We start from the raw sequence: 20,810 nt of genomic DNA, 5'->3' as shown, positions 1-20,810 counted from the left end.
TCTCTCCCTGGTGAGGTGGTTAGTAGGCACCCGAGGGCCTGATGACGGCGCGCAAGGTCCGCCACAGGATCAGAAGATCCCCCGCGATGGACCAGTTCTCGACGTAATAGAGGTCCAGCCGCACTGCCTCGTCCCAGGAAAGGTCCGAGCGGCCGTTGATCTGCCAGAGGCCCGTAATCCCCGGCTTGATGAGCAGGCGCCGGTGGGTATGGCGTTCGTAACCATTGACCTCCCGCGCCAGCGGCGGGCGCGGCCCCACCATGCTCATGTCGCCGAGCACCACGTTCCAGAGCTGCGGCAGTTCATCGAGCGAGTACTTCCGCATCCAGCGCCCGCAGTGGGTGACCCGCGGATCGTCCCGCAGCTTGAACAGCACTCCGGCGCCTTCGTTCTGCTGATTCAGTGCCGCCAGGTGGGCTTCGGCGTCCACCACCATGGAGCGGAACTTGAACATCCCGAACGTGTTGCCGTCCTTTCCCACCCGGTCCTGGCGGAAAAGGACCGGCCCCGGGCTGTCCAGCCGCACGATCACGGCCAGCACCAACAGCAGCGGCGACAGCGCCAGGAGGGCGCCGAGCGCCATCGCCACATCCATAACCCTTTTCATCACATGCTTCGCGCCCGAGTACTGCGGAATATCCACATGCATCAGAGGCAGGCCTTCAACCGGCCGCCAGTGGATGCGGGGACCTGCAACGTTGGTGAGGGTTGCCGCCAGGACCATTTCCGCGGCGCATTCTTCAAGCTTCCAGCCAAGTTCACGGATGAACTTGTTTCCGCCGGGCAGTGGCCCCGCCACGATGACCGTGTCCGCGTCGACCAGCCGCGCCGTCCGGGCGATGTCATCGGTGGAGGAAAGAACGGGGAATTGAAGGCCGTCCGCGCGTAGGCTTCCCCCGCGCCGGGCCCCGGGAAGGCAGACGCCCAGGATCTTGTACACCGGGCCGGATTTCTTGGCCACCTGCTGCACAACGTAGCGGACATCCTCTGGTTCCCCCACCACAATGGCCTTTGAGAGGTGGCGGCCGTACGCCTTTTCCCTGGTCAGCCGGCGGCGGAATGCCCAACGGTTTCCTGTCAGGGCCACCAGTCCCAACGGCAGCGAGACAGTGACGAAGGCGATTCCGCCATGGACGGAAAGCACCACTGCGCTGATGGCCATCAGGCCAAAGACGCGCAGCGTCGCCGAGGCGACCCGCTTGAATTCGTCCGCACCGACGCCGAGTACCTTGGAGTCGCGTGTCCGGTAGATTTCCAGGGCTATGGCCCAAAGCAGCGTCACCAGGGCGGCAGTGAGGACGCCTGCCCTGTCATTTTCAACGCCGGGGGCGAATCCGATGCTGGAGAGGAGGTAGCCAACGAAGACGGCTCCCGACACCATGAGCGAGTCGGTGAAACGGAGAAGATTGACGTGTGTTGCGATCCACGCTGTCCCGGCCTTGCGGCCCGGTGTTGCGGGGGAAACCGCTCGCGGGAGCAGGGACCGGGTTCCTGCGGCCTCTGCTCCCGCCAACGGCGAAGTTGCGGTCCGCTGTGCAGCAACGGAAGCAACTGGCCAGTCGAAGGCTGCACGCCGGGTCCGGGCTACTGGAATTTCCGCCATGATGTCCCCTTCCCGGCATGTCCGCTCTGGCTCTGGCCGTGATGCAAAATTAGCCGGGAACAGACCCCTGCAACGGGGAAACGGAGGGCGTTTGTGGGTGCGGTAAGGGAACAGTGTGGATACTGCGGGTACCTGCAAATTGCAGGGTTGCCTTACGGGACAGGCAGGACGTACGCCTCGCGGGCAGGGGCGTCCTTGCCCGCGGCCAGGGCTGTCAGCTGCGCGCGGGACTCCACGCCCAGCTTGCGATAGATCGCCGTGAGGCGCACTTCAACGGTCCGCACGGAGACGTAAAGCGTCCCGGCGATCTCCTTGTTGCGCATGCCGCGGGCCACCATCTTGGCGAGGGCGCGTTCGTGGTCGGCGAGCACCAGCATGGCGGGGTTACCCACCGTCCGCGACGGTTCCACGCGTTCGTCGAGCAGGAGGGAATCAATATGCTGGGTCCAGGCATCGGCGCCGGCCTCGTCAAACATCACCTTTGCGCGCATGAGGCCGTCCCTGGCATCGCGCCGCCGGCCGAAGGCGCCCAACCGCTCCGCGTAGCACAGCAAAGTCCGGGCGCGTTCAAACACTGAATCGCGGGAACCCCTGCCCTCAAGTGCTTGGCTGAACAGCTGAAGCGACTGCTCCCCGTCGGCGAGCATGGCCCGGCTGCGGGCCACAACTGTGAGCAGCCAAGGAGACCTCAGCCCCACGGAGCGGCTCTCGAGGCGGTACAGGGCCTGGGTTGCCTCTCGGTGCCGGCCCATCCGGACCAGAACTTCCACCAGGTCAGCCTCGCAGCGGAGCAGTGCCGGATTGGCGAACGCCATGCCAATCTCCGCGGCGCGTGACAACTGAGCGAACGCCTCCGCCAGGTTGCCCCGCATCAACGCGAAGTGGCCCTGGCAGGCCGCCAGCTGGGCGGTGATGGCCCGGTGGCTGTCCGCTCCGGCGAAATGCTGGGCCTCGGCAACACAGTGCTGCGCCAGCGCCTCATCACCGAGGGAGTGTGCCCGCCACACGCGGAAGATATGCCGCATGCCGCGATGGTATTTGGTTTCGCGTTCGCTGACTTCCAGGTCGTCGATGAGTCGGATGGCCTTCCGGACATTTCCCGCGCGGATCTCATTGTCCACGGCGAGGTAGTCTGCGGTTTCCCGCCAGTTGATATTGCTGGCGTCAATGGCGTTCCGCACTATCGCGAAAGCCTCCTGGGCAGGTTCATGGTGCTCGGCGTAGCTCAGGGCGCGCCCCTGCACCAGCAGCGCGGCCACAGTTCCGTCGCTGGCATCGTGTTTGCGCGTCAGGCGTTCGGTGTTTCCGCTGATGGCATCGATCAGGAGCCTGGCACGGTCTGCCACCGCGAGGCAGTCCTTCGAGGCGGCGTCCTTGAAGTTTTCGGCATGTCGAAGCAGGCCAAGGGCGTCTTCCAGCTCCCATCGCTCTGCGTAGTAGAGGGAACCGACGGACAAAAGGGTGGCTGCGTAGGCGGGGTCGTGCTGGCCGAATTCCTTGACGAGCCGCAGCACCATGCTGGGCCGCACGGCCGCACCTTGCATGAACTGGATTTCGAAGGCGAGGCCGGTCAGCCGGAGTATCAGGGCCGGATTGCGGGTGACCCGCTGCGCCCAGTCCAGGTACCTCTTGGAGAAGACGAATTCACCCCGGTTAAACAGCAGTTCCGCAACCGTAGTCAGCCGGGCCGCAGTTTCTGCTTCCCAGGGATTGATGGTGAGCGCCCGCTCGACAAACTCCACAGCGAAGGACACCTCGCCGTCCCGGATCAGGTCAACGGCATACCGGAGGAGGCCGAAGGGCGTCTGGCGTTCCAGCGCCGTGAAGCTCAGATGCCAGCGGCGCGAATGCGGGTCCGTGTCGCCCGCTGCCTCCGCAAGGGCGCGGTGATTGGCCGTCCGGACTGTCGGTGTCATCGCGGCAAAGACGTAGCCTCGCAGCAGCTGGTCCCGGATCCGCAGGTGCGCTCCTGACCTGTTGACCATGCCGCTGGCCAGCAGCTCATCCACGCCTGTCCACAGTTCGTCGTACACCTTCTCGAGCACTGCGATGTCGCTTCGGCAGGACAGCGACATCAGATCGAGTACCTGCCGGGCGGGCGGGGTGAGCGCACCCACAGTGGCAGCGAATTCCGATTCAAAGCTTCCCTTGCAGGGCAGCGGAATGGGGAGGGCGTATTTCCCTTCGGCGTGGCGCTCCAGGAGGCAGGTGTAAAGCTCGACGGCGGCAAGCGGGTTGCCTTGGGTTGCTGCGGCGACGGCGTGTACGGCCATCGTGGCGGACTGCCGCGCCGGTATCGATTCCAGCATCCGGACGGTGTCGTTGTAGTCCAGGGCCGTCAGGTGAAGGGTGGGGAGGCTGTCGAACGGGCTGTCCGCAGACTCTTCGCGCACGCTGATGAACAGGGCAATGTCAGTACCGGACAGCCGGCGGGCCAGGAAGCCGATCACAGCCTGGCTGCTGGGATCCAGCTGGTCTGCGTCGTCAATGACAATGATGGTCCGTGAGGATGAGCGCTGGTGAAGTCCGTTCAGCAGCATGGTGGACACGGTGGGGACGTCCATGGCGCCGGTAGAGTCCCGCAGCAGTTCGTCCGCGAACCGGCTGAGAACGGGATCGTCGATGCCGTTCAACAGTGCGGTGAGGCCGGACAGTGGCCAGTCCGATTCAGATGCGCAGGCCCGCAGGACAACGGTCCGGTAGTCCGACAAGCGCGGGATTTCGGACAGAAGCGCGGACTTGCCCAAGCCGTGCCGGCCCACAATCGCCAGGGCGGACTCCTTGGGCTTGCGGATCACTGCGAGGAGCCGGTCCAACTCCTTGGTTCTGCCTATTAACGACATGGGGTCCCCATCCGATCATCGAAGGAGACCACCGCTGCTTGCATTTCATAATTGACGAGGCCCGTCCGGTCATACTGGTGACCGTGCGGGCCGGATTTACTGGCCGCATCATTGCGTCCAGTACGGTACCCAGCCGTTGGATAGCAATATAGCTCCCGCCATGTTGCTGCACCAGCGAAGTTCCGGGGCTTAAGTACTCATTTTCGGGCCATCTTCCACTTGGAAAAGTTATCCACATACGCGCATCCCGGCTTCCGGCCCCGGGCGACGACGCCTAGCCTTGAGTCAAGCGCGAATCGCCTATCCGGTCCAAATGCACTAAGATATTGAAGTCTGTGCTGCGCCCTGCCTCCGTTCTGTTGGCCGGGCATCGCACAGCACCGCAAATGAACCTCCTGTTACGGAAATGCCGTAACCGCTTAGCCCAAAGGAGGTGGGTTCACATATGCGTCCTTACGAATTGATGGTAATCATCGACCCCGAGGTCGAAGAGCGTACCGTTGAGCCGTCGCTTCAGAAGTTCCTGAACGTCATCACGAACGATGGTGGAACCATCGAAAAGGTTGACATCTGGGGCCGTCGTCGACTGGCTTACGAAATCAAGAAGAAGTCCGAAGGTATCTACGCCGTGGTGAACTTCACCGCCAAGCCGGACACCGCCAAGGAACTTGACCGCCAGCTGTCTCTTAACGAGACCATCATGCGCACCAAGATCACCCGCCCCGAAGAGCAGAAGGTTGTTGCTGAGTAATTTCAGCTTCGATTTTCATTCTTTACCCCGCAGGATCGTATTATTCACCCAGGATCGAACAAGGAGGCAGTAGATGGCAGGCGAAACCACCATTACGGTCATCGGTAATCTCACCAATGACCCGGAATTGCGGTTCACACCGTCAGGTTCGGCAGTAGCGAACTTCACCATCGCTTCCACCCCGCGCACCTTTGACCGCCAGTCCAATGAGTGGAAGGACGGGGAAACCCTGTTCCTCCGCGCAGCGGTATGGCGTGAAGCAGCCGAGAACGTTGCCGAGTCCCTCACAAAGGGTATGCGCGTGATTGTTTCCGGCCGTTTGAAGAGCCGTTCCTACGAAACAAAAGAAGGCGAAAAGCGCACCGTGATCGAGCTCGAAGTCGATGAAATCGGCCCGAGCCTGCGGTACGCCAATGCCAAGGTCAACCGCACCCAGCGCTCCGGCGCTGGGGGTGCCGGAAACGGCGCGCAGGGTGGCTTCGGCGGCGGCAACAGCGGCGGTGGCTTCGGAGGCGGCAACTCTGGTGGAAACCAGGGCGGCAACTCCGGTGGAAGCTTCGGTGGCGGCAACCAGCCCGCTGCACAGGAGGATCCCTGGGCAACGCCCGGTGTCTCCAACGCAGGCGGCGGCTGGGGCAACGGCCCTGATTCCGAACCTCCCTTCTAAACCAATCATTTAGGCCCGACGCCGGGACCGCCGAAAGTGCCGCAAGGCACCGGACGTGACTGCCGCCGTCGGACCACCACCATCCCGTGGATCAATATCCACGGGCTCCATAGAATAGGAGCTCCACGATGGCTAAGGCTGAACTCCGTAAGCCCAAACCAAAGTCCAACCCCTTGAAGGCCGCTGACATCACTGTCATCGACTACAAGGACGTAGCATTGCTGCGCAAGTTCATCTCCGACCGCGGAAAGATCCGCGCCCGTCGCGTCACTGGCGTCACGGTGCAGGAACAGCGCAAAATCGCCCAGGCAATCAAGAACGCCCGCGAAGTTGCACTGCTGCCCTACTCCGGCGCTGGCCGCGGCTAAGGAAGGGACTGACTAACATGGCAAAGCTCATTCTGACCCACGAAGTAACCGGTCTCGGTGCTGCCGGCGACGTTGTCGAGGTCAAGGACGGTTACGCACGTAACTACCTGCTGCCCCGCAATTTCGCCCTGACCTGGTCGAAGGGTGGCGAGAAGCAGGTTGAGTCCATCAAGACTGCCCGCGCCGCCCGCGAGCACGCTTCCCTGGAAGATGCTCAGAAGCAGGCCGCTGCACTCTCCGCCAAGCCGGTCAAGCTCGTCGTCAAGGCTGGCGAGACCGGACGCCTGTTCGGCACCGTCAAGCAGGCCGACGTCGCCGACGCTGTTGAGGCCGCTGGCCTTGGCCGCATCGACAAGCGCAAGGTTGAACTGCCGACTCACATCAAGTCGGTTGGTTCCTACCAGGCCAACGTCCGCCTTCACGCTGACGTTGCCGCTGTGATCGAGCTCAACGTAGTAGCAGGCAAGTAGCCTTTCCGGTTACGCAGCCTCAAACTGCACGAAAACCCCCGTTGCCGTCACCGGCAGCGGGGGTTTTTGCTTTTAGCAACGCGGGGTCAGTTACGGCCCCCCGGGGCAGGTTTATCGGGCAAAAGTGACCCCGCGTTGCTCTATCAGGGCTGGTGGATCTCTGTCATAACGTGGTGGTATCCGGTCCGGATCAGCTCCGCGAGGACGGCACGGTCCACGTCGTCCAACTTGGTGACGTAGAGGCAGGCTACGCTCGTTTTGTGCTTGCCGAGTTCGGGAAGCAGCCGGTCGGCGTCGGGTCCATATGTGAGGCCGTACAGCACCAGGTTCGCCCTGCGCGGTGAGAATGCGACGGCGGGCGCATCGCCCTCCCGCCCGCTCTCGTACTTGTAGTGGTAGCTGCCGAATCCCACCATCGTCGGACCCCACATGCAGGCTTCCTGGCCGGTGATTTCCCGCATGAGGTCCAGGAGTGCCAAGCCATCAGCGCGCCGTACGGGGTGCTCCACGGCGGCCAGGAATTCTTCCACGGACGCGCCGGTTGCCTGGGTCTTGTTTTCCGTCATGCCGGAAGTCTCGCAGAGCACGCCTCACTTGTCAGCCAGGCCGCCCGGGGTGATAGCCTGCGGCGGTGAGCCAGAATTCCTCCCCCGCCCGCCGCCGTCGTCCGTTCACCCAGGTGGACGTGTTCACGGACGAACCCTACCGGGGCAATCCGCTCGCAGTGGTTCTTGATGCCGTGGGCCTCAGCACGGAACAAATGCAGCGCTTCGCGAACTGGACGAACCTTTCGGAGACCACCTTCCTGCTGCCTGCTACACATCCCGATGCCGACTACCGCGTCCGCATCTTCACCGCCCACGAGGAGTTCCCCTTTGCCGGGCATCCCACGCTGGGGTCGGCGCACGCGTGGCTCGAGGCCGGTGGCGTCCCGAAGCGGGACGGGGTCCTGGTCCAGGAATGCGCCGCCGGCCTCGTCCGCGTGAAGCACGACGGCGGACACCTGGCCTTCGCTGCGCCGCCGCTGACGCGCTCCGGACCCGTGGCGGAAGCGGACATGGCTCGGATCGCCGCGGGCCTTCGCCTGCCCCGCCCGGCGTTGCTGGACGCCTCCTGGCTGGTCAACGGCCCCGAATGGATCGGCGTGCTCCTGGAGTCCGCCGGGCAGGTGCTGGGCATCAGGCCGGACTTCGCCGCCTTGGCCGGCCTGAAAGTGGGTGTGATCGGGCCGCATGCTACGGACGCCGGAACCGACTTTGAGGTCCGGACCTTTATCCCGGGGGATGCTGCGGCCGAGGACCCCGTCACGGGGAGCTTCAACGCGGGCACTGCGCAATGGCTGATCGGCAGCGGCCGGGCACCGTCCTCGTATACGGCCGCGCAGGGCACCGTGCTGGGCCGGGCAGGGCGCGTCCATATAAATGCTGTCGGCGAAGACGTCTGGGTTGGCGGCAATTCCACCACGTGCATCAGCGGCACAGTGCTGCTCTAGCGGCCGTGGAATAAACGCGGGCAACTGCTGGTTCACTCAGGTACATGCAAATACATGTAAGATTGGCTGTATCGAACCTCAGGAGTCCAAGTGGAAACCCGCCGCATTACCGTTCTGTCCGCCGGCCTGGGCGTGCCATCCTCGAGCAGGCTGCTCGCCGACCAGCTCGCTGCGGCCGCAGAGCACCGCCTCGCCGATGCTGGTTTCGAGGTGACGGTTGAGGTCATTGAGCTCCGCGACCTCGCGGTGGACATCGCCAACAATTTCGTCACCGGCTATGCGGCCCCGCGCCTGGCGGAAGTCATTGCCGGAGTGGAGGCAACCGACGGCATCATTGCCGTCAGCCCCGTGTTCAGTGCCTCCTACAGCGGCCTGTTCAAGTCCTTCATAGACGTCCTGGACCCCAAGTCCCTGGACGGGAAGGCTGTCCTGCTGGCCGCCACCGGCGGTACAGACCGCCACCAGATGGTCCTCGAGTATGCGATGCGTCCCCTGTTCAGCTACCTGCGCACCCGGATGGCGGCAACGGCCGTTTTCGCCGGCCCCCAGGACTGGGGAAACACGGACGACGGCGGCTCGCCCCTGTCGTCGCGGATTGACCGTGCGGCGGCTGAGTTTGCCGCCCTCCTGGCCGGGGATCAGCCCGGCCGCAAGCCGGCGGCCCTGGAGACCCTCCCGTTCGAGCAGCTCCTGGCGGGCATTTCCGGCGGACGCTCGTAACCGACCGTCCGCTCTAGCCGCGCCGGTCCGGTGCCCTAGTCGTCCAGGAGGGCGATGAACTCGCGCGCCTGCTTCAGGGAGATGTCCGAGTGCCTGGTCAGGGCCGTGGCGGCGCCTTCGGTGTCTCCACTGCGCGCCAGCGTGCGGATTCGGCCGTAGATCTCGTCGTTGAGCATGTTGCTGCTGACCTCACGGGTCACGTCGCCCTTACTGGCAATGGCGCGGTAACGGTACGGGAAGCGCTGGGGCGTGTCGTCGTCGTCGGGCTCTGCCTCCGCCTCTTCAGCGGCGGGGCTGCGGTAGGCCTGCGGATGGGCGGCCAAGGCCCCCACCGCGTCCCGGGAAGCCCGCAGGCCGTCTCCTGTGGCCTCGTAGTACAGCTTGATGGCCGCCATAGCCTGTCCCTGGGCAATCAGCGCATATAGCCGGCGGTGCTGGTCCTCAGAGAGCTTGGCGGCGGCCAGGCGGGCCACCTCCACCGGATCCGCCGCAGGGGCGGTCCCGGCCTGCCTGGCGGCCGCCTGCCGCCTGCTGACAGCCCGGGCTGCCAGCGCGACTCCGGCGGCCACGACCGCAAGGATAATAACGGGGATCACGAGCGATTCCATTTCTAAAGCCGATCTACATACTTTTTGGCTGTCGCCAGGTCGGCGTGGGTTGCCTGGCGGAGGAGTTTGATGGCCTGGATCTTGTGCCCGCCGTGCGCCATCGTCTGCAACTGCATTGCCAGCTGAGGGTCTAGAATCCCCCCGGGCAGCGCGGCATAGCCATACTGGCCGGCGCCCGCACCGGATTGCCCGCTCCGGGCCGCCCGGGCATGGTCTTGCTGCTGCGAATGCTGCTGTTCGTTTTGGCTGGGCCGGGTGTTGGCTTCGAGGCGGGCGCGGACGGCTGTTGCCACGCGCACTTGCTCGGCATAATGCGCCGCAGAGCGCCTCGCCAGGTCCTGCTGGTACTTCTCGGCGTCGGAGGTCCCGGAATCACGCGGTCTGAGGGCCGTCGTAAATGCCCAGATTATTGCCGCCAACACGCCGGCCGGCAGAAAAACCATCAATACGTCGCCCATAGTCAGAGCTTATGCCAGATGACCGTTATCCACAGCACATTCCTGCCGTTGCATACAGCCGATTTGCTACGGCGTCAAAATATGCCTGGCGGTGTGTGCCGCATCACCAATAGGGCATGAATCGGGGGCTGAGCCGCCCGGAAGGGCGGAACTTTCAACAGCGCCGCGCCGCAAGCTGTGGATGAAGGTTAGGAAAAAAAGAATTTCATCCACATCCTTGACGAACGTTTTCGCAGGTCAAGCCCTTGTATACGGCAAAAGTTTTTTAGTTTCCACAGGTTCACCCACAGGCTGTGCACAAGCTATGCCTGTTAGTGCACAGGTTATCCACAGCCCTCCTGGTTGGTGGGCTTGGACGTTGGGACGGTGGGGGCTACCGTTGCGGGATACCTGCTTATGGGGCGCTGTGACGCCGTCGCGGACATGTGCTGTCGTCGCAGTGGAGGCCTTCGGCCCGGCCGCTGAGGCGCCTTCTGTGGATAACTTGCGGAACATGGGGATAACTCCCACGCGCGCTGCGCAGACTTCAGGTTGCGCAGACGTCAATCGGGCGCCGGGCTTCATTGTCGGGGGCCGCTGATAGACCTGAACGTATGCCGTCCCGTGGAGGTCCCGCAGGATGGCACCCGGCAGGTAAATGACTTACTCGCCGCACTATGACGCGGCACACTATGGAGGACGGCAGCTTTGTCAGTAACGCACCTGGACTCGATCGAGGGTACCCGCGGATCAGAAGGCAGCCGTAAACCACCACAGGACATTCCCGCCGAACAGTCGGTCCTCGGCGGCATGATGCTGTCCAAGGATGCCATCGCGGACGTTGTGGAAATCCTTAGGGGCCAGGACTTCTACCGGCCTGCGCACGAGACCATCTACGAGGCGATCATCGACCTCTACGGCCGCGGTGAGCCGGCAGATGCCGTCACCGTCTCGGACGAACTGACCAAACGCGCGGAGATCAACAGGATCGGCGGACCCGCCTACCTGCACGAGCTCATCCAGACCGTCCCAACGGCCGCCAATGCCGGCTACTACGCCGAGATCGTGGCAGAGCGTGCCATTCTGCGGCGACTGGTCAACGCGGGCACCAAGATCGTCCAGCTCGGATACGGTTCGGACGGCGAGGTGGAGGACCTGGTCAACCAGGCGCAGGCCGAGGTCTACGCTGTGGCGGAGCGGCGCACGGCAGAGGACTACGTAGTTCTCAAGGACGTTATGGAAGCCACGGTGGACGAGATCGAAGCGTCCGGACACCGCGGGGAAGGCATGACCGGTGTGCCCACCGGGTTCTACGAACTCGACGAACTCACCCACGGGTTGCACCCGGGGCAGATGATCGTCATCGCCGCCCGCCCGGCAGTTGGTAAGTCCACGTTCGCCCTGGATTTCGCCCGCTCCGCGGCCATCAAGAACAACCTGGCCACGGTTATGTTCTCGCTCGAAATGGGCCGGAATGAAATTGCCATGCGCCTGTTGTCCGCCGAGGCAACCATCGGCCTGCAGGACCTGCGCAAGGGCACCATCAAGGACGAACAGTGGTCCAAGATCGCCACCACCATGGGCCGGATGAATGATGCCCCGCTCTTCATCGATGACAGCCCGAATATGTCGCTGATGGAGATCAGGGCCAAGTGTCGCCGCCTCAAGCAGCAGCATGACCTAAAGCTCGTAATCCTGGACTACCTGCAGCTCATGAGCTCCGGCAAGAAAGTGGAGTCGCGCCAGCAGGAAGTCTCCGAGTTCTCCCGTGCGCTCAAGCTGCTGGCAAAGGAGCTCCAGGTCCCCGTCATCGCCCTGTCGCAGCTCAACCGTGGCTCCGAGCAGCGCCAGGACAAGCGGCCCATGGTCTCTGACCTCCGTGAATCCGGCTCCATCGAGCAGGACGCGGACATGGTTATCCTGCTGCATCGTGAGGACGTCTATGACAAGGAATCCCCGCGTGCGGGCGAGGCGGACATCCTGATCGCCAAGCACCGTAACGGCCCCACCAAGGACATTGTGGTGGCATTCCAGGGTCACTACTCGCGCTTCGCCAACATGGCGGCCGACGCCGGCGGCAGCGGCTTCTAGGTCAGTTCCTGCCAGGGGCTGGGAGACTTAGCCTGCTTGAGCAGGTGGGTCCCTCCGTCTTAGCCCTGCCCCAGCAGGTGGTTGGGCAGCCGGTTCCCCGGGGCGGTGCCACGGATTTCGAGCAGTTCGCGGGCGTGGGCATGCAGCCGCGTATCTTCTGCAGAGGCCGGTACCCAGCTGGGGACGGGCACCGAGTTGCCGTCGGCGTCGCGGGCCACCATCACCGTGAGGCAATATGTGGTGAGGTTCAGTTCCTTGCCCTTCGGATCCCCGGAGCGCACGTGTACGGCGATGTGCATGCCTTTGGTCCCGGTGTAAACCAGCCTGGCCTCGACCTCCACTACATGGCCGATCAGCAGGGGCCGATAGAAGCGCACGCCGCCGGAGAATACCGCCACGGTGTCCATGCCGCAGTATCGGGATGCGCAGACGTAGGCGGCTTCGTCGATCCATTTCATCACGATTCCGCCGTGCACTTTCCCGCCCCAGTTCACGTCCGTGGGTGCGGCCACGAACCGCAGCGTCACGCGTTCGGCGGTCCCGGCATCGGTATATTCCTGGGCGTTCATGGCTTCGACAATGCGTTCACGGACCTTGATTCGCGCCAGCGCGTGGTCCCGTTGTTCGATCTCCGCTGCCGTGGCCGGTTCGAACTGTTTGACCGGTATCGGTTTGCCGTCGTCGCCGACCGCCACAAAGATCACCATGCACTGGCTACGCATGGTGGCCGGTCCGCCCTTGGGATCGCTTGACGAGACGACGGTCCGGATGTGCATGGAGGACCGTCCTGTGTAGACGATGGTGGCTTCCACCTCCACCATGTCGCCGCTGTTCACTGGGTCCGCGAAGTGGATGTTGCCCACGTAGGCGGTGACGCAGTAGGCCTTGGCCCAGCCCACGGCGGCAGCGTACGCGGCCTTGTCCACCCATTCGAGGACGGTCCCCGCATCCACCGAGCCGCTGTGGCCCACATCCGTGGGGGCGGCCAGGAAGCGGAGGGTTACGGAGTTGGCTGCGGTCTCAGTCATGCTGCGATCTTACTGAGACGCAGTGTTACCGGAGGGTCGGGGCTGACACATATCCGCAACAGGAACTGCCCCGCCCGCCCTTTGTGGGGCGGACAGGGCAGTTCCGTCTGTGGATTGCTGGCCGCTGTTGCCTACTTTGCGCCGGTGTAGGTGATATCCGGCTGCGCGGGCAGTTCCATGCCCCACCCCGACGACGGGCAGTGAAGTCTCTGCCTGGACGGCCGGGAGCCCGGTGAAGGCAATTGCCGCCGAGGCGGCGGCTGCCGTGACTGCTTTGGTGCCCGTGGAAAGGCGACTCCTGCGCGGAGGGTCTTCCTTGCCGAACGGACGGAGCCGCCCAGCGGACTGGCGGCGGGAGCCGGAACGGAAGGTTGACGCCTCGGGTGTTGCGATCTGGGGGCGGTGATGCATGCCGCCCATGTGATCGCTCACAGGTTTATCAGTACAACGTTATAGAGGTCAGGGGTTCCTGGTGATTTTCTGGGAGTTTTTGATGTCATGCGTGTTGTTTTGGGCGAAAAATGCCCTGCCTTGAGCGTCCCGGCATGACGCAGTCGAGGCCATCGACTTTGCAGCACTATCGATAATGACTATCGTTAGCGATATGACAAAAACTCCTTCACATCCCGCCTTTATGCGCTCTTATCAGCGGGCCCTCCCGGCAGTTCTCGCGGTTTCGGCACTTCTCCTCACGGCGTGCGGGCCTGCCCCGGGCAGCGGCTCCGGACCCTCGCAGAGTGAGGGCGCTGACTCAGCCGGCACCTCTGCCTCCGGCGGAGCCGGCACTTCCGCCTCTGAGGGAGCCGGGCGGGCGAAGGAAAGCCAGGCGCCGTCCCCGCGACTGGTCCTGACCAACGACGCAGGCATTACAGTTCTCGACGCGAAAACGCTAAAGCCGGTGGGGGATGCGCCGCTGGAAGGCTTCAACCGCCTCAGCCCGGCAGGCGACGGCCGGCACGTCCTGGTCTCCACTGGAGACGCTTTCCGTATCTTCGATGCCGGCGTGTGGACCGAAGCGCACGGCGACCATGGGCACTCCTATATCGCCGCACCCCGGCTGACGGACCGGGCCTTCAGCGCCACCAAGGCCGGCCACGTGGTCAACCACGCCGGGACGACAGCACTGTTCAATGACGGTTCAGGGAAGGTGGAAGTCTTTGATCCGGCCGCGCTGACTGACGCGCTCAAAACCGGCCTGCCCGAGACCAGCACCTACGCCGCACCCGAAGCCCACCACGGCGTGGCCATCGCGCTGGAGGATGGGAAGCTTCTGGTCACCCTTGGGAACAAGGAGAGCCGAACTGGCCTGGCGCTGCTGAGTGCTCCAGCCGGCGACGGCGGGCAGGGGCGCCGTGAACTGCTCCGCAACGAGGAGTGCCCCGGCGTGCATGGCGAGGCCGTGGCGGGAAGTGAAACCGTGGTGGTGGGCTGTGAGGACGGCGTGCTGGTCTACCGTGACGGGGCCTTCACCAAGGTTGCCAGCCCTGACCCCTATGGCCGCATGGGCAACCAGGCCGGAAGCGCCGCCTCCCCGGTAATCCTCGGTGACTACAAGGTTGACAGGGAGGCGGAGCTGGAGAGGCCCACCCGAGTCTCGCTGGTCAACACTGCCACCGGCACGCTGCAGCTCGTGGACCTGGGCACCAGTTATTCCTTCCGCTCCCTGGGCCGCGGTCCGGCCGGCGAGGCCCTGGTGCTGGGCACGGACGGGTCTCTCCACGTCATCGATCCCGCGACGGGCCAGGTCACTGCTGCCATTTCGGTGGTTGGCGCGTGGACGGAACCGGATGCCTGGCAGGATCCCCGTCCCACACTGTTTGTCCAGGGCTCAACGGCCTACGTCACGGAGCCGGCCACTACCAGCATCCACGCCGTTGACCTGAATTCGGGAGAAGTGATCAAGAGCGCCGTGCTGGAACGCGCCGCCAATGAACTCACCGGGGTCACCGGCTGACCTTCTGCGGCTAAGGAGGTTAAATCCCGACGGCGGGCCGGCACCTGGGTGCCGGCCCGCCGTCGGGGTTGCTCGCTTTGGGGAGTCCGCTTAAGCGAGGACTGCCAGTTTGGAGCCCTTGCGGCCGAACAGGACACGGTCCACGGACACGCGGCCGGCTCCGGTGAGTGCGAGGGCCAGCGCGGCAGCGCCCAGGAGCAGCACCAGTTCGTACCCGCCCTTGTCGGCGAAGACTCCTGCCGAGGCGTGCACCAGGAAGAGGGCGCCGATCATGTTCACGGCCAGCAGGCCAGCCACCACGCGGGTGAGTACGCCGAGGATGAGGGCAATGCCGCCGGCGAGCTCCAGGCCAGCAACCAGGGGTGCTGACACGTTGGCTGCGGGCACGCCCATCTGGGTGAACGCGGCCTGGGTGCCGGCGATGGTCCATTCATTGAACTTCTGCCAGCCGTGGGCGGCGAAGAGGAAGCCGAGGATGACGCGCAGGATGGTGATGGCGGTGGTGATAAGGCGTGACTGATTCATAAATCGAGTCTCCCCGACCATTAGTTGAAGTGTCAACTAATGGTCGGGCATTGTGTCCTTTGTCATGACTTCCGGCGTCACGGAACCAGGGCCGCCGGGTGGCCGGTGCCGGCCGATAGTCTGAAACTGTGCCCAATCAATCCGCCCCCACCGTGAAGCGTCCCGCCAGCCATACCCGGGAAATCCTGCGGCTCGCCGTGCCGGCGTTCGGCGCACTGATCGCAGAACCGCTGTTCCTGCTCGCGGATTCGGCCATTGTGGGCCACCTAGGCGTGGCCCAGCTGGCCGGTGTGGGGCTTGCCTCCGCGGTGCTGCACACCGCCGTCGGCCTGATGGTTTTCCTCGCGTACTCCACCACCCCGGCGGTGGCCCGCGCGATGGGACACGGCCAGTTGGGCAAGGCGCTTGCGGCGGGGCGCGACGGCGTCTGGCTGGCTCTTCTGCTGGGCATAGTCCTGGCGGTGGCCGGTTTCTGGGCCGCTGAACCGCTGGTGTCCCTGATGGGCGCGGAAGGCGAGGTTCGTTCATTCGCCGTTGACTATCTGCGGTGGTCCATGCCCGGCCTGGTGGCCATGCTGCTCATCTTTGCGGGCACGGGTGTCCTCCGCGGATTGCAGGACACCAGGACACCGCTGCTCGTGGCTACCGCAGGCTTTGCCCTGAATATTGTCCTCAACCTGTGGCTGGTCTACGGTTTGGGCTGGTCCGTTGCCGGCTCGGCGGCAGGCACCAGCGTGGCGCAATGGGCCATGGCGGCCATCTATCTGCTGATGGTCCAGCGAAATGCTGCCCGGCATGGCATCAGCCTGTGGCCCGACTGGAACGGTATCCGCGCGATGACCCGCGTCGGTTCGTGGCTCATGCTCCGCACCCTGAGCCTGCGCATTGCCATCCTGGCCACGGTTGTTGTGGTCACGGGGCAAGGTGCCGTCAACCTGGCGGCGCACCAGCTGGCCATGACCATCTTCTCGTTCCTCGCTTTTGCCCTCGATGCCCTTGCCATCGCCGCCCAGGCCCTGATCGGCAAGGAACTGGGCGCCGCCAACCCTGTCAGGGCGCGGCAACTGACCCGGACCATGATCCGCTGGGGTGTTGGATTCGGCGTGGTCACGGGAGCCCTGCTGGCCGTCGCTGCGCCCTGGGCGGGGGCGCTGTTCACTTCCGACGCCGGCGTGCAGTCCGTACTGACGTACGCCCTGTGGATCATGGCCGCCGGTCAGCCCATTGCCGGCTATGTTTTTGTCCTGGACGGAGTGCTGATCGGTGCCGGGGACGCCAAGTACCTGGCACTTGCGGGCGTGGTCAACCTCGCCGTCTACATCCCCATGCTCGTAGCCGTCGCGGTCACGGGCATGTCCGCAGTTTCGGGCCTCGTGTGGCTGTGGGCCGCCTTTGCGCTGGGCTATATGGCCGCCCGGGCGCTGACGCTGGGACTGCGTGCCCGGTCGGACCGCTGGATGGTGCTGGGTTCGCCATAGGGCCGGCGGCCACTAAACTGGACCGGTGAACCAACCACTGACACCCACAGATGCTCCCGCCGGCACCGCCCAGCAGGCAGACCTGTGGAAGCCGGTATTGCTCCGGGCCTTGGCCGCACTGGCCTTCGGTGCCGTGACCATTTTCTGGGCCGGACCATCGGTCCAGGTCATGGGCTGGTCAGGCGGGCTCTATCTGCTGGTCACAGGCCTGCTGGTCCTCTGGGCCATCCCGAAGACCGGCTACGTGCGTGACGGCATGCCCGGCAAAATCCTCTCCGCCGCCGGGGCGGCCCTGGCAGGCGCCGGCGTCGCCCTGGCGCTGCTCCACGGGGACCGCGTCTTCGGCGTCGTTGCGACCGTGGGACTTGGCCTGGCCGGAGCGGTGGAGCTGTACTGTGGACTCCGGTATCGCGGCCGGAGCGTGCTGGCCCGCGACTGGGTGGCCTCGGGCATTATCGGGCTTGGTACCGCGGCGGTCCTGCCTTTCTTCATCAGTCTCGGAGCTCATGCCCTGCTTGGCGTCGCCGGCGGCGGAGCCATCATCTCCGGTGTGCTCTGGGTCCTGTCCGGGCTGTCGCTAAGGCACGATTCCCGGCCCGCCTCCGCGAAGCCGTAAACTAGAAGCGAAAGGTTCTACCCGGCGTAGAAAACGCGCCCGGAACAACCCCGCACACATTCGAACCAGCACGCCCTTCGGCATGGCTGTAGGAGAGGAACTACCTTGGCAGACCAGAAACCAGGAAAACCGCGCAATCTGCGGACCTCGGTGAAGGGGCCGCTGATGTTCTCTGCGTTCTGGGCCGTCCTCGCCTTCGTCGCGGTGCTGATCTTCGCCTCCGGCGGCAGCTCGAAGACCCCCCGGTTCGACCTCGCCTTCACAGGCGCCGGCATAGCGTTCATCGTCACGCTGGTGATCGCGGCCATGCTGGCGATGAGCCACAAAGAGAACCCCGAAGACCTGGGCAAGGGATCGGGCGTCAACCTGAGTTCAGCGCGGAAGCCATCGCATGGATTCGGGGGACACGGCGCAGGCCAAGCCGGCGGCGCCCCGGAGACTCCGGACGCTGACAGCCCCGGCTCCAGCCACTCCTAGCGCACCGCCTTCCGCAGGCGGGATTCCCGCGTAGCGGCTTCTCGCGCGCCGGTCCTGCCCGAGGTCCCGCCGCTGGCTCAGCGGACCGTCGCCTGCCGCGCCCGGTACGCTGCCACGTGCGCTCGGTTGGCACAGTTCCCGGTGTCGCAATACCGTTTCGACCGGTTGCGGCTGAGGTCCAGGACCACGGCATCGCAGTCCTCGGCCTCGCACACCAGCATGCGGTCCATTTCCTTGCTCCGGATGACGTCCGCCAGGGCCATGGCAGCTTCGGTGCCCATTCGCTCAGCCAACGGTGCGTCCCTGGCAGTGGCGTGCAGATGCCAGTCCCACTCATCGTGCTTCATCAGCTGGGGGAGTGCGTTGGCTTCGCGCAAAAGGCGGTTGACGCTCGCCACGGCAGTGTCTTCGTCTGCAGTCCAGAGTGCGCCAAGCCGCTCGCGCAGTTCGTAGATGCTCGACAGCTCGGCCGCATCGCCGGCGCGGGATCCACTGAACCCTTCGGAGTGGAGGAAGCCATCCAGCTCCGCCACCGTGGCGAGTAATTCGCGTCCGTTGGCGGCCGTGTTGATCAGGTTGACCACGGTGCGCAGGGCTATTTCGGTGTCAGGGGCAAAGACCATCTTGACTCCTTACTGGGAGCGGGCGTAATGTCAGGACCATTACCCCACTTTACTCCTGACAGGAGGCGTCGGTGACTGCCGCCCCTAACCCCGCAGCCGCGGGCGGATTCCTTGGCTCCGGCCTTGGAATCGCGTTGTTCTCTTCTGCCGTCTTCGGGCTCTCCGGCTCCTTTGCCAAGGCGCTCCTGGAGACCGGCTGGTCCCCGGGCGCTGCCGTGACAGCCCGCCTGACCGGCGCCGCGCTGATTCTCGCAATTCCTGCGATTCTGGCCTTACGCGGACGGTGGTACCAGCTGCGCGACAACTGGGTCACCATCGGTCTATTCGGCCTGATCGGCGTGGCCGCGTGCCAGCTGTTCTACTTCAACGCCGTAGCCCGTCTCTCCGTGGGCGTAGCGCTGTTGCTTGAATACCTGGCTCCCGTGCTCATCGTGCTTTGGCTGTGGGGAGCGAGCAAAAAGCGCCCACGGGCGTTGACCTTCGGCGGAACGTTGCTCTCGCTCGGCGGCCTGATCCTGGTGCTGGACCTCACCGGAACGGTCAAGATCGACATCGTCGGAGTCCTGTGGGGGATGGCCGCTGCCGTATGCCTTGCCATCTACTTCTTCATCACGGCCAAGGAAAATGATTCCCTGCCTCCCATCGTCCTGGCGTCCGTCGGGCTGCTGGTGGGGGCGGCCGTTATGTGGCTGGCGGCCGCCACCGGGCTGCTTCCCATGGCCTTCAGCACCGCGGATACCAAGCTGGGCCCTTGGATAGCGCCCTGGTGGGTCTCCCTGGGCGGCCTGATCGTCATGGCAACAGTCCTGGCGTATGTTTCCGGCATCGTCGCTGCCCGTGCCCTCGGCTCCAAGGTAGCCTCCTTCGTCTCCCTTACCGAGGTGCTTTTCGCCGTGGTCTGGGCCTGGCTGCTCCTGGGTGAGCTTCCCGGTGCCATCCAACTCCTGGGCGGCGTCCTCATTGTGGGCGGGGTGGTTCTGGTCCGGCTGGACGAACTACGCTCCGGAACGGCCGCAGTTGTTGTCGGGACGCCCGCCCCGCTCGACCACGCGAACGACGTTGAACCTGTGCCCTGAGTGCCGGTTGCCCAGTCCTGACCGTCCAGTCTTGAAGAACTTGCCCTGAAGAACCTGCCCCACGAACGGCGGCAGTGCCCGGCGGCGCGTTGTTAAATGCCGCGGGGGCCCGGACACTGTGATGTGTCCGGGCACCCGCGGCAGAGCTTCTGCGGTTAGCGTGAAGCCTGGTCCTGCTCGTTGGCGTTCTTGGTGGCCTTCTGGCCGGCATCCTTCAGCGCCTGGATGACCTGGTTCAGTGCCGCGGTGTGCGTGCCTGACCATTCGCCACGGAAGTGGGTGGCGTCCGGGCCTTCCCAGTTGGTGCTGTCCAGCACGCGGGAGAGGTTGGATCGCTGCTGCTCAATCTCGCCGGCACCGGCCTGCAGCTTGCTGCCAAGAGTCCTGAGCTGTTCTACATCTGCGCCCCAAATGGCCATTAGTTTTCTCCTCGTTGTCTTGGATCCGATCCAGATCGGCATCCCCAGTGGCCTCCGGCTGATCCGGAAGATCCATTACCTAGAACCTATCCCGGCCCAAAAATACTGTCGATGGGCACCGCTGCCCATGCTGGACAACATATCGGTGGTTGAGCCTGTCCAATCTCGCTCCCCAACCGCCCCCTCACCCTCGCAAGCTCGGGCAGGGAACCCGGCGGTCGTGGCCCCAGGCTCGAGCACCGCAGGGCTGGGGGTCGATCCGAGGCGTTCCAGAGCCTAGCATGGGCATATGTGCCGGAATATACGAACCCTCCACAACTTTGAACCGCAAGCCACCTCTGAGGAAGTGCATGCCGCCGCGCTGCAGTATGTGCGCAAGGTCAGCGGCAGCACCAAGCCATCCAAGGCGAACGAGGACGCCTTCGAAGCGGCGGTGCACGAGATCGCCCACATCACCCAACACCTGCTCGAGTCGCTGGTCACCCACGCTCCTGCCAAGCACCGGGACGAAGAGGCCGCTAAAGCAAGGGCCCGCGCGGCCGTGCGCTTCGGCACCGCCTGAGG

22 protein-coding genes are annotated in these 20,810 nt (G+C 64.6%); 13 read left to right on the top strand and 9 right to left on the bottom strand.

The window, feature by feature from the left end:
* Window positions 1-19: 19 nt before the first annotated feature.
* Window positions 20-1,603: a sugar transferase gene (locus ACZY1F_RS19620; protein ID WP_463944118.1), complete on the bottom strand. Its 1,584-nt coding sequence runs from the start codon at window positions 1,601-1,603 to the stop codon at window positions 20-22.
* Window positions 1,604-1,755: 152 nt separating this feature from the next.
* On the bottom strand, window positions 1,756-4,446 hold the full coding sequence (locus tag ACZY1F_RS19615) for a helix-turn-helix transcriptional regulator (protein WP_463944117.1): 2,691 nt from the start codon (window positions 4,444-4,446) through the stop codon (window positions 1,756-1,758).
* A 445-nt stretch (window positions 4,447-4,891) separates the two neighbouring features.
* Between ACZY1F_RS19615 and rpsF the strand changes: the two genes are divergently transcribed.
* The 4 genes from rpsF (at window position 4,892) to rplI (ending at window position 6,702) form a co-directional block, all read left to right on the top strand.
* On the top strand, window positions 4,892-5,197 hold the full coding sequence (rpsF, locus tag ACZY1F_RS19610) for a 30S ribosomal protein S6 (protein ID WP_011693941.1): 306 nt from the start codon (window positions 4,892-4,894) through the stop codon (window positions 5,195-5,197).
* Window positions 5,198-5,270: 73 nt separating this feature from the next.
* A complete protein-coding gene (locus ACZY1F_RS19605) occupies window positions 5,271-5,864 on the top strand; it encodes a single-stranded DNA-binding protein (protein WP_463944116.1) in 594 nt (197 codons plus the stop codon).
* Between the two features lie 128 nt (window positions 5,865-5,992).
* Entirely contained in the window at window positions 5,993-6,232 is a 240-nt protein-coding gene (rpsR, locus tag ACZY1F_RS19600; RefSeq protein ID WP_003800144.1) for a 30S ribosomal protein S18, read from the top strand.
* 17 nt (window positions 6,233-6,249) lie between these two features.
* Window positions 6,250-6,702 (top strand): 50S ribosomal protein L9, encoded by a 453-nt coding sequence (rplI, locus tag ACZY1F_RS19595; RefSeq protein ID WP_160676130.1) that lies wholly within the window; start codon window positions 6,250-6,252, stop codon window positions 6,700-6,702.
* A gap of 143 nt (window positions 6,703-6,845) precedes the next feature.
* Here rplI and ACZY1F_RS19590 read toward each other — a convergent pair whose 3' ends face one another.
* On the bottom strand, window positions 6,846-7,268 hold the full coding sequence (locus ACZY1F_RS19590; RefSeq protein ID WP_463944115.1) for a DUF1801 domain-containing protein: 423 nt from the start codon (window positions 7,266-7,268) through the stop codon (window positions 6,846-6,848).
* 65 nt (window positions 7,269-7,333) lie between these two features.
* Here ACZY1F_RS19590 and ACZY1F_RS19585 point away from each other — a divergent pair, with 65 nt between their 5' ends.
* Both ACZY1F_RS19585 and ACZY1F_RS19580 read left to right on the top strand, forming a co-directional pair.
* Window positions 7,334-8,194 (top strand): PhzF family phenazine biosynthesis protein, encoded by an 861-nt coding sequence (locus ACZY1F_RS19585; protein WP_463944114.1) that lies wholly within the window; start codon window positions 7,334-7,336, stop codon window positions 8,192-8,194.
* Between the two features lie 90 nt (window positions 8,195-8,284).
* Window positions 8,285-8,914, top strand: coding sequence for a CE1759 family FMN reductase (locus ACZY1F_RS19580; protein WP_463944113.1), 630 nt, complete (start codon window positions 8,285-8,287; stop codon window positions 8,912-8,914).
* Window positions 8,915-8,949: 35 nt separating this feature from the next.
* On the opposite strand, the gene ACZY1F_RS19575 is transcribed toward ACZY1F_RS19580, so the two are convergent.
* Together ACZY1F_RS19575 and ACZY1F_RS19570 are read right to left on the bottom strand one after the other, a co-directional pair.
* Window positions 8,950-9,522, bottom strand: coding sequence for a hypothetical protein (locus ACZY1F_RS19575; RefSeq protein ID WP_463944112.1), 573 nt, complete (start codon window positions 9,520-9,522; stop codon window positions 8,950-8,952).
* A gap of 2 nt (window positions 9,523-9,524) precedes the next feature.
* Window positions 9,525-9,980 carry a hypothetical protein gene (locus ACZY1F_RS19570; RefSeq protein WP_463944111.1) on the bottom strand — a complete coding sequence of 152 codons (456 nt, stop codon included), beginning with the start codon at window positions 9,978-9,980 and terminating at the stop codon, window positions 9,525-9,527.
* A 687-nt stretch (window positions 9,981-10,667) separates the two neighbouring features.
* Between ACZY1F_RS19570 and dnaB the strand changes: the two genes are divergently transcribed.
* Window positions 10,668-12,050 (top strand): replicative DNA helicase, encoded by a 1,383-nt coding sequence (gene dnaB / locus ACZY1F_RS19565; protein WP_058930676.1) that lies wholly within the window; start codon window positions 10,668-10,670, stop codon window positions 12,048-12,050.
* A 59-nt stretch (window positions 12,051-12,109) separates the two neighbouring features.
* Here dnaB and ACZY1F_RS19560 read toward each other — a convergent pair whose 3' ends face one another.
* Window positions 12,110-13,078: an acyl-CoA thioesterase gene (locus ACZY1F_RS19560; RefSeq protein WP_463944110.1), complete on the bottom strand. Its 969-nt coding sequence runs from the start codon at window positions 13,076-13,078 to the stop codon at window positions 12,110-12,112.
* Between the two features lie 604 nt (window positions 13,079-13,682).
* Between ACZY1F_RS19560 and aztD the strand changes: the two genes are divergently transcribed.
* Complete coding sequence (gene aztD, locus ACZY1F_RS19555) at window positions 13,683-15,032, top strand: zinc metallochaperone AztD (protein WP_463944109.1); 1,350 nt, start codon at window positions 13,683-13,685, stop codon at window positions 15,030-15,032.
* Window positions 15,033-15,122: 90 nt separating this feature from the next.
* On the opposite strand, the gene ACZY1F_RS19550 is transcribed toward aztD, so the two are convergent.
* Window positions 15,123-15,557: a DoxX family protein gene (locus ACZY1F_RS19550; protein ID WP_463944108.1), complete on the bottom strand. Its 435-nt coding sequence runs from the start codon at window positions 15,555-15,557 to the stop codon at window positions 15,123-15,125.
* 128 nt (window positions 15,558-15,685) lie between these two features.
* Between ACZY1F_RS19550 and ACZY1F_RS19545 the strand changes: the two genes are divergently transcribed.
* The 3 genes from ACZY1F_RS19545 to ACZY1F_RS19535 all read left to right on the top strand — a co-directional run bounded on the left by ACZY1F_RS19545 (window position 15,686) and on the right by ACZY1F_RS19535 (window position 18,128).
* Window positions 15,686-17,035 carry an MATE family efflux transporter gene (locus ACZY1F_RS19545; protein WP_463944107.1) on the top strand — a complete coding sequence of 450 codons (1,350 nt, stop codon included), beginning with the start codon at window positions 15,686-15,688 and terminating at the stop codon, window positions 17,033-17,035.
* A 25-nt stretch (window positions 17,036-17,060) separates the two neighbouring features.
* Window positions 17,061-17,651 carry a hypothetical protein gene (locus ACZY1F_RS19540; RefSeq protein WP_463944106.1) on the top strand — a complete coding sequence of 197 codons (591 nt, stop codon included), beginning with the start codon at window positions 17,061-17,063 and terminating at the stop codon, window positions 17,649-17,651.
* A gap of 105 nt (window positions 17,652-17,756) precedes the next feature.
* Complete coding sequence (locus ACZY1F_RS19535) at window positions 17,757-18,128, top strand: hypothetical protein (protein WP_463944105.1); 372 nt, start codon at window positions 17,757-17,759, stop codon at window positions 18,126-18,128.
* 77 nt (window positions 18,129-18,205) lie between these two features.
* Here the strand turns inward: ACZY1F_RS19535 and ACZY1F_RS19530 are convergent, their stop codons facing one another.
* On the bottom strand, window positions 18,206-18,751 hold the full coding sequence (locus ACZY1F_RS19530; RefSeq protein WP_463944104.1) for a CGNR zinc finger domain-containing protein: 546 nt from the start codon (window positions 18,749-18,751) through the stop codon (window positions 18,206-18,208).
* 71 nt (window positions 18,752-18,822) lie between these two features.
* Here ACZY1F_RS19530 and ACZY1F_RS19525 point away from each other — a divergent pair, with 71 nt between their 5' ends.
* Window positions 18,823-19,827 carry an EamA family transporter gene (locus ACZY1F_RS19525; RefSeq protein WP_463944103.1) on the top strand — a complete coding sequence of 335 codons (1,005 nt, stop codon included), beginning with the start codon at window positions 18,823-18,825 and terminating at the stop codon, window positions 19,825-19,827.
* Window positions 19,828-19,982: 155 nt separating this feature from the next.
* Here the strand turns inward: ACZY1F_RS19525 and ACZY1F_RS19520 are convergent, their stop codons facing one another.
* The gene (locus ACZY1F_RS19520) at window positions 19,983-20,246 is read right to left on the bottom strand and encodes a WXG100 family type VII secretion target (RefSeq protein WP_111908407.1); all 264 of its coding nucleotides are present in this window, start codon (window positions 20,244-20,246) and stop codon (window positions 19,983-19,985) included.
* Between the two features lie 289 nt (window positions 20,247-20,535).
* On the opposite strand from ACZY1F_RS19520, the gene ACZY1F_RS19515 reads away from it, so the two are divergent.
* On the top strand, window positions 20,536-20,808 hold the full coding sequence (locus ACZY1F_RS19515; RefSeq protein WP_463944102.1) for a DUF2277 domain-containing protein: 273 nt from the start codon (window positions 20,536-20,538) through the stop codon (window positions 20,806-20,808).
* Window positions 20,809-20,810: the final 2 nt, after the last annotated feature.

This window comes from Pseudarthrobacter xylosi, from assembly GCF_055412765.1.
The sequence above is the reverse complement of the archived record's forward strand: the minus strand, read 5'-3'. Positions and strand labels throughout refer to the sequence as shown.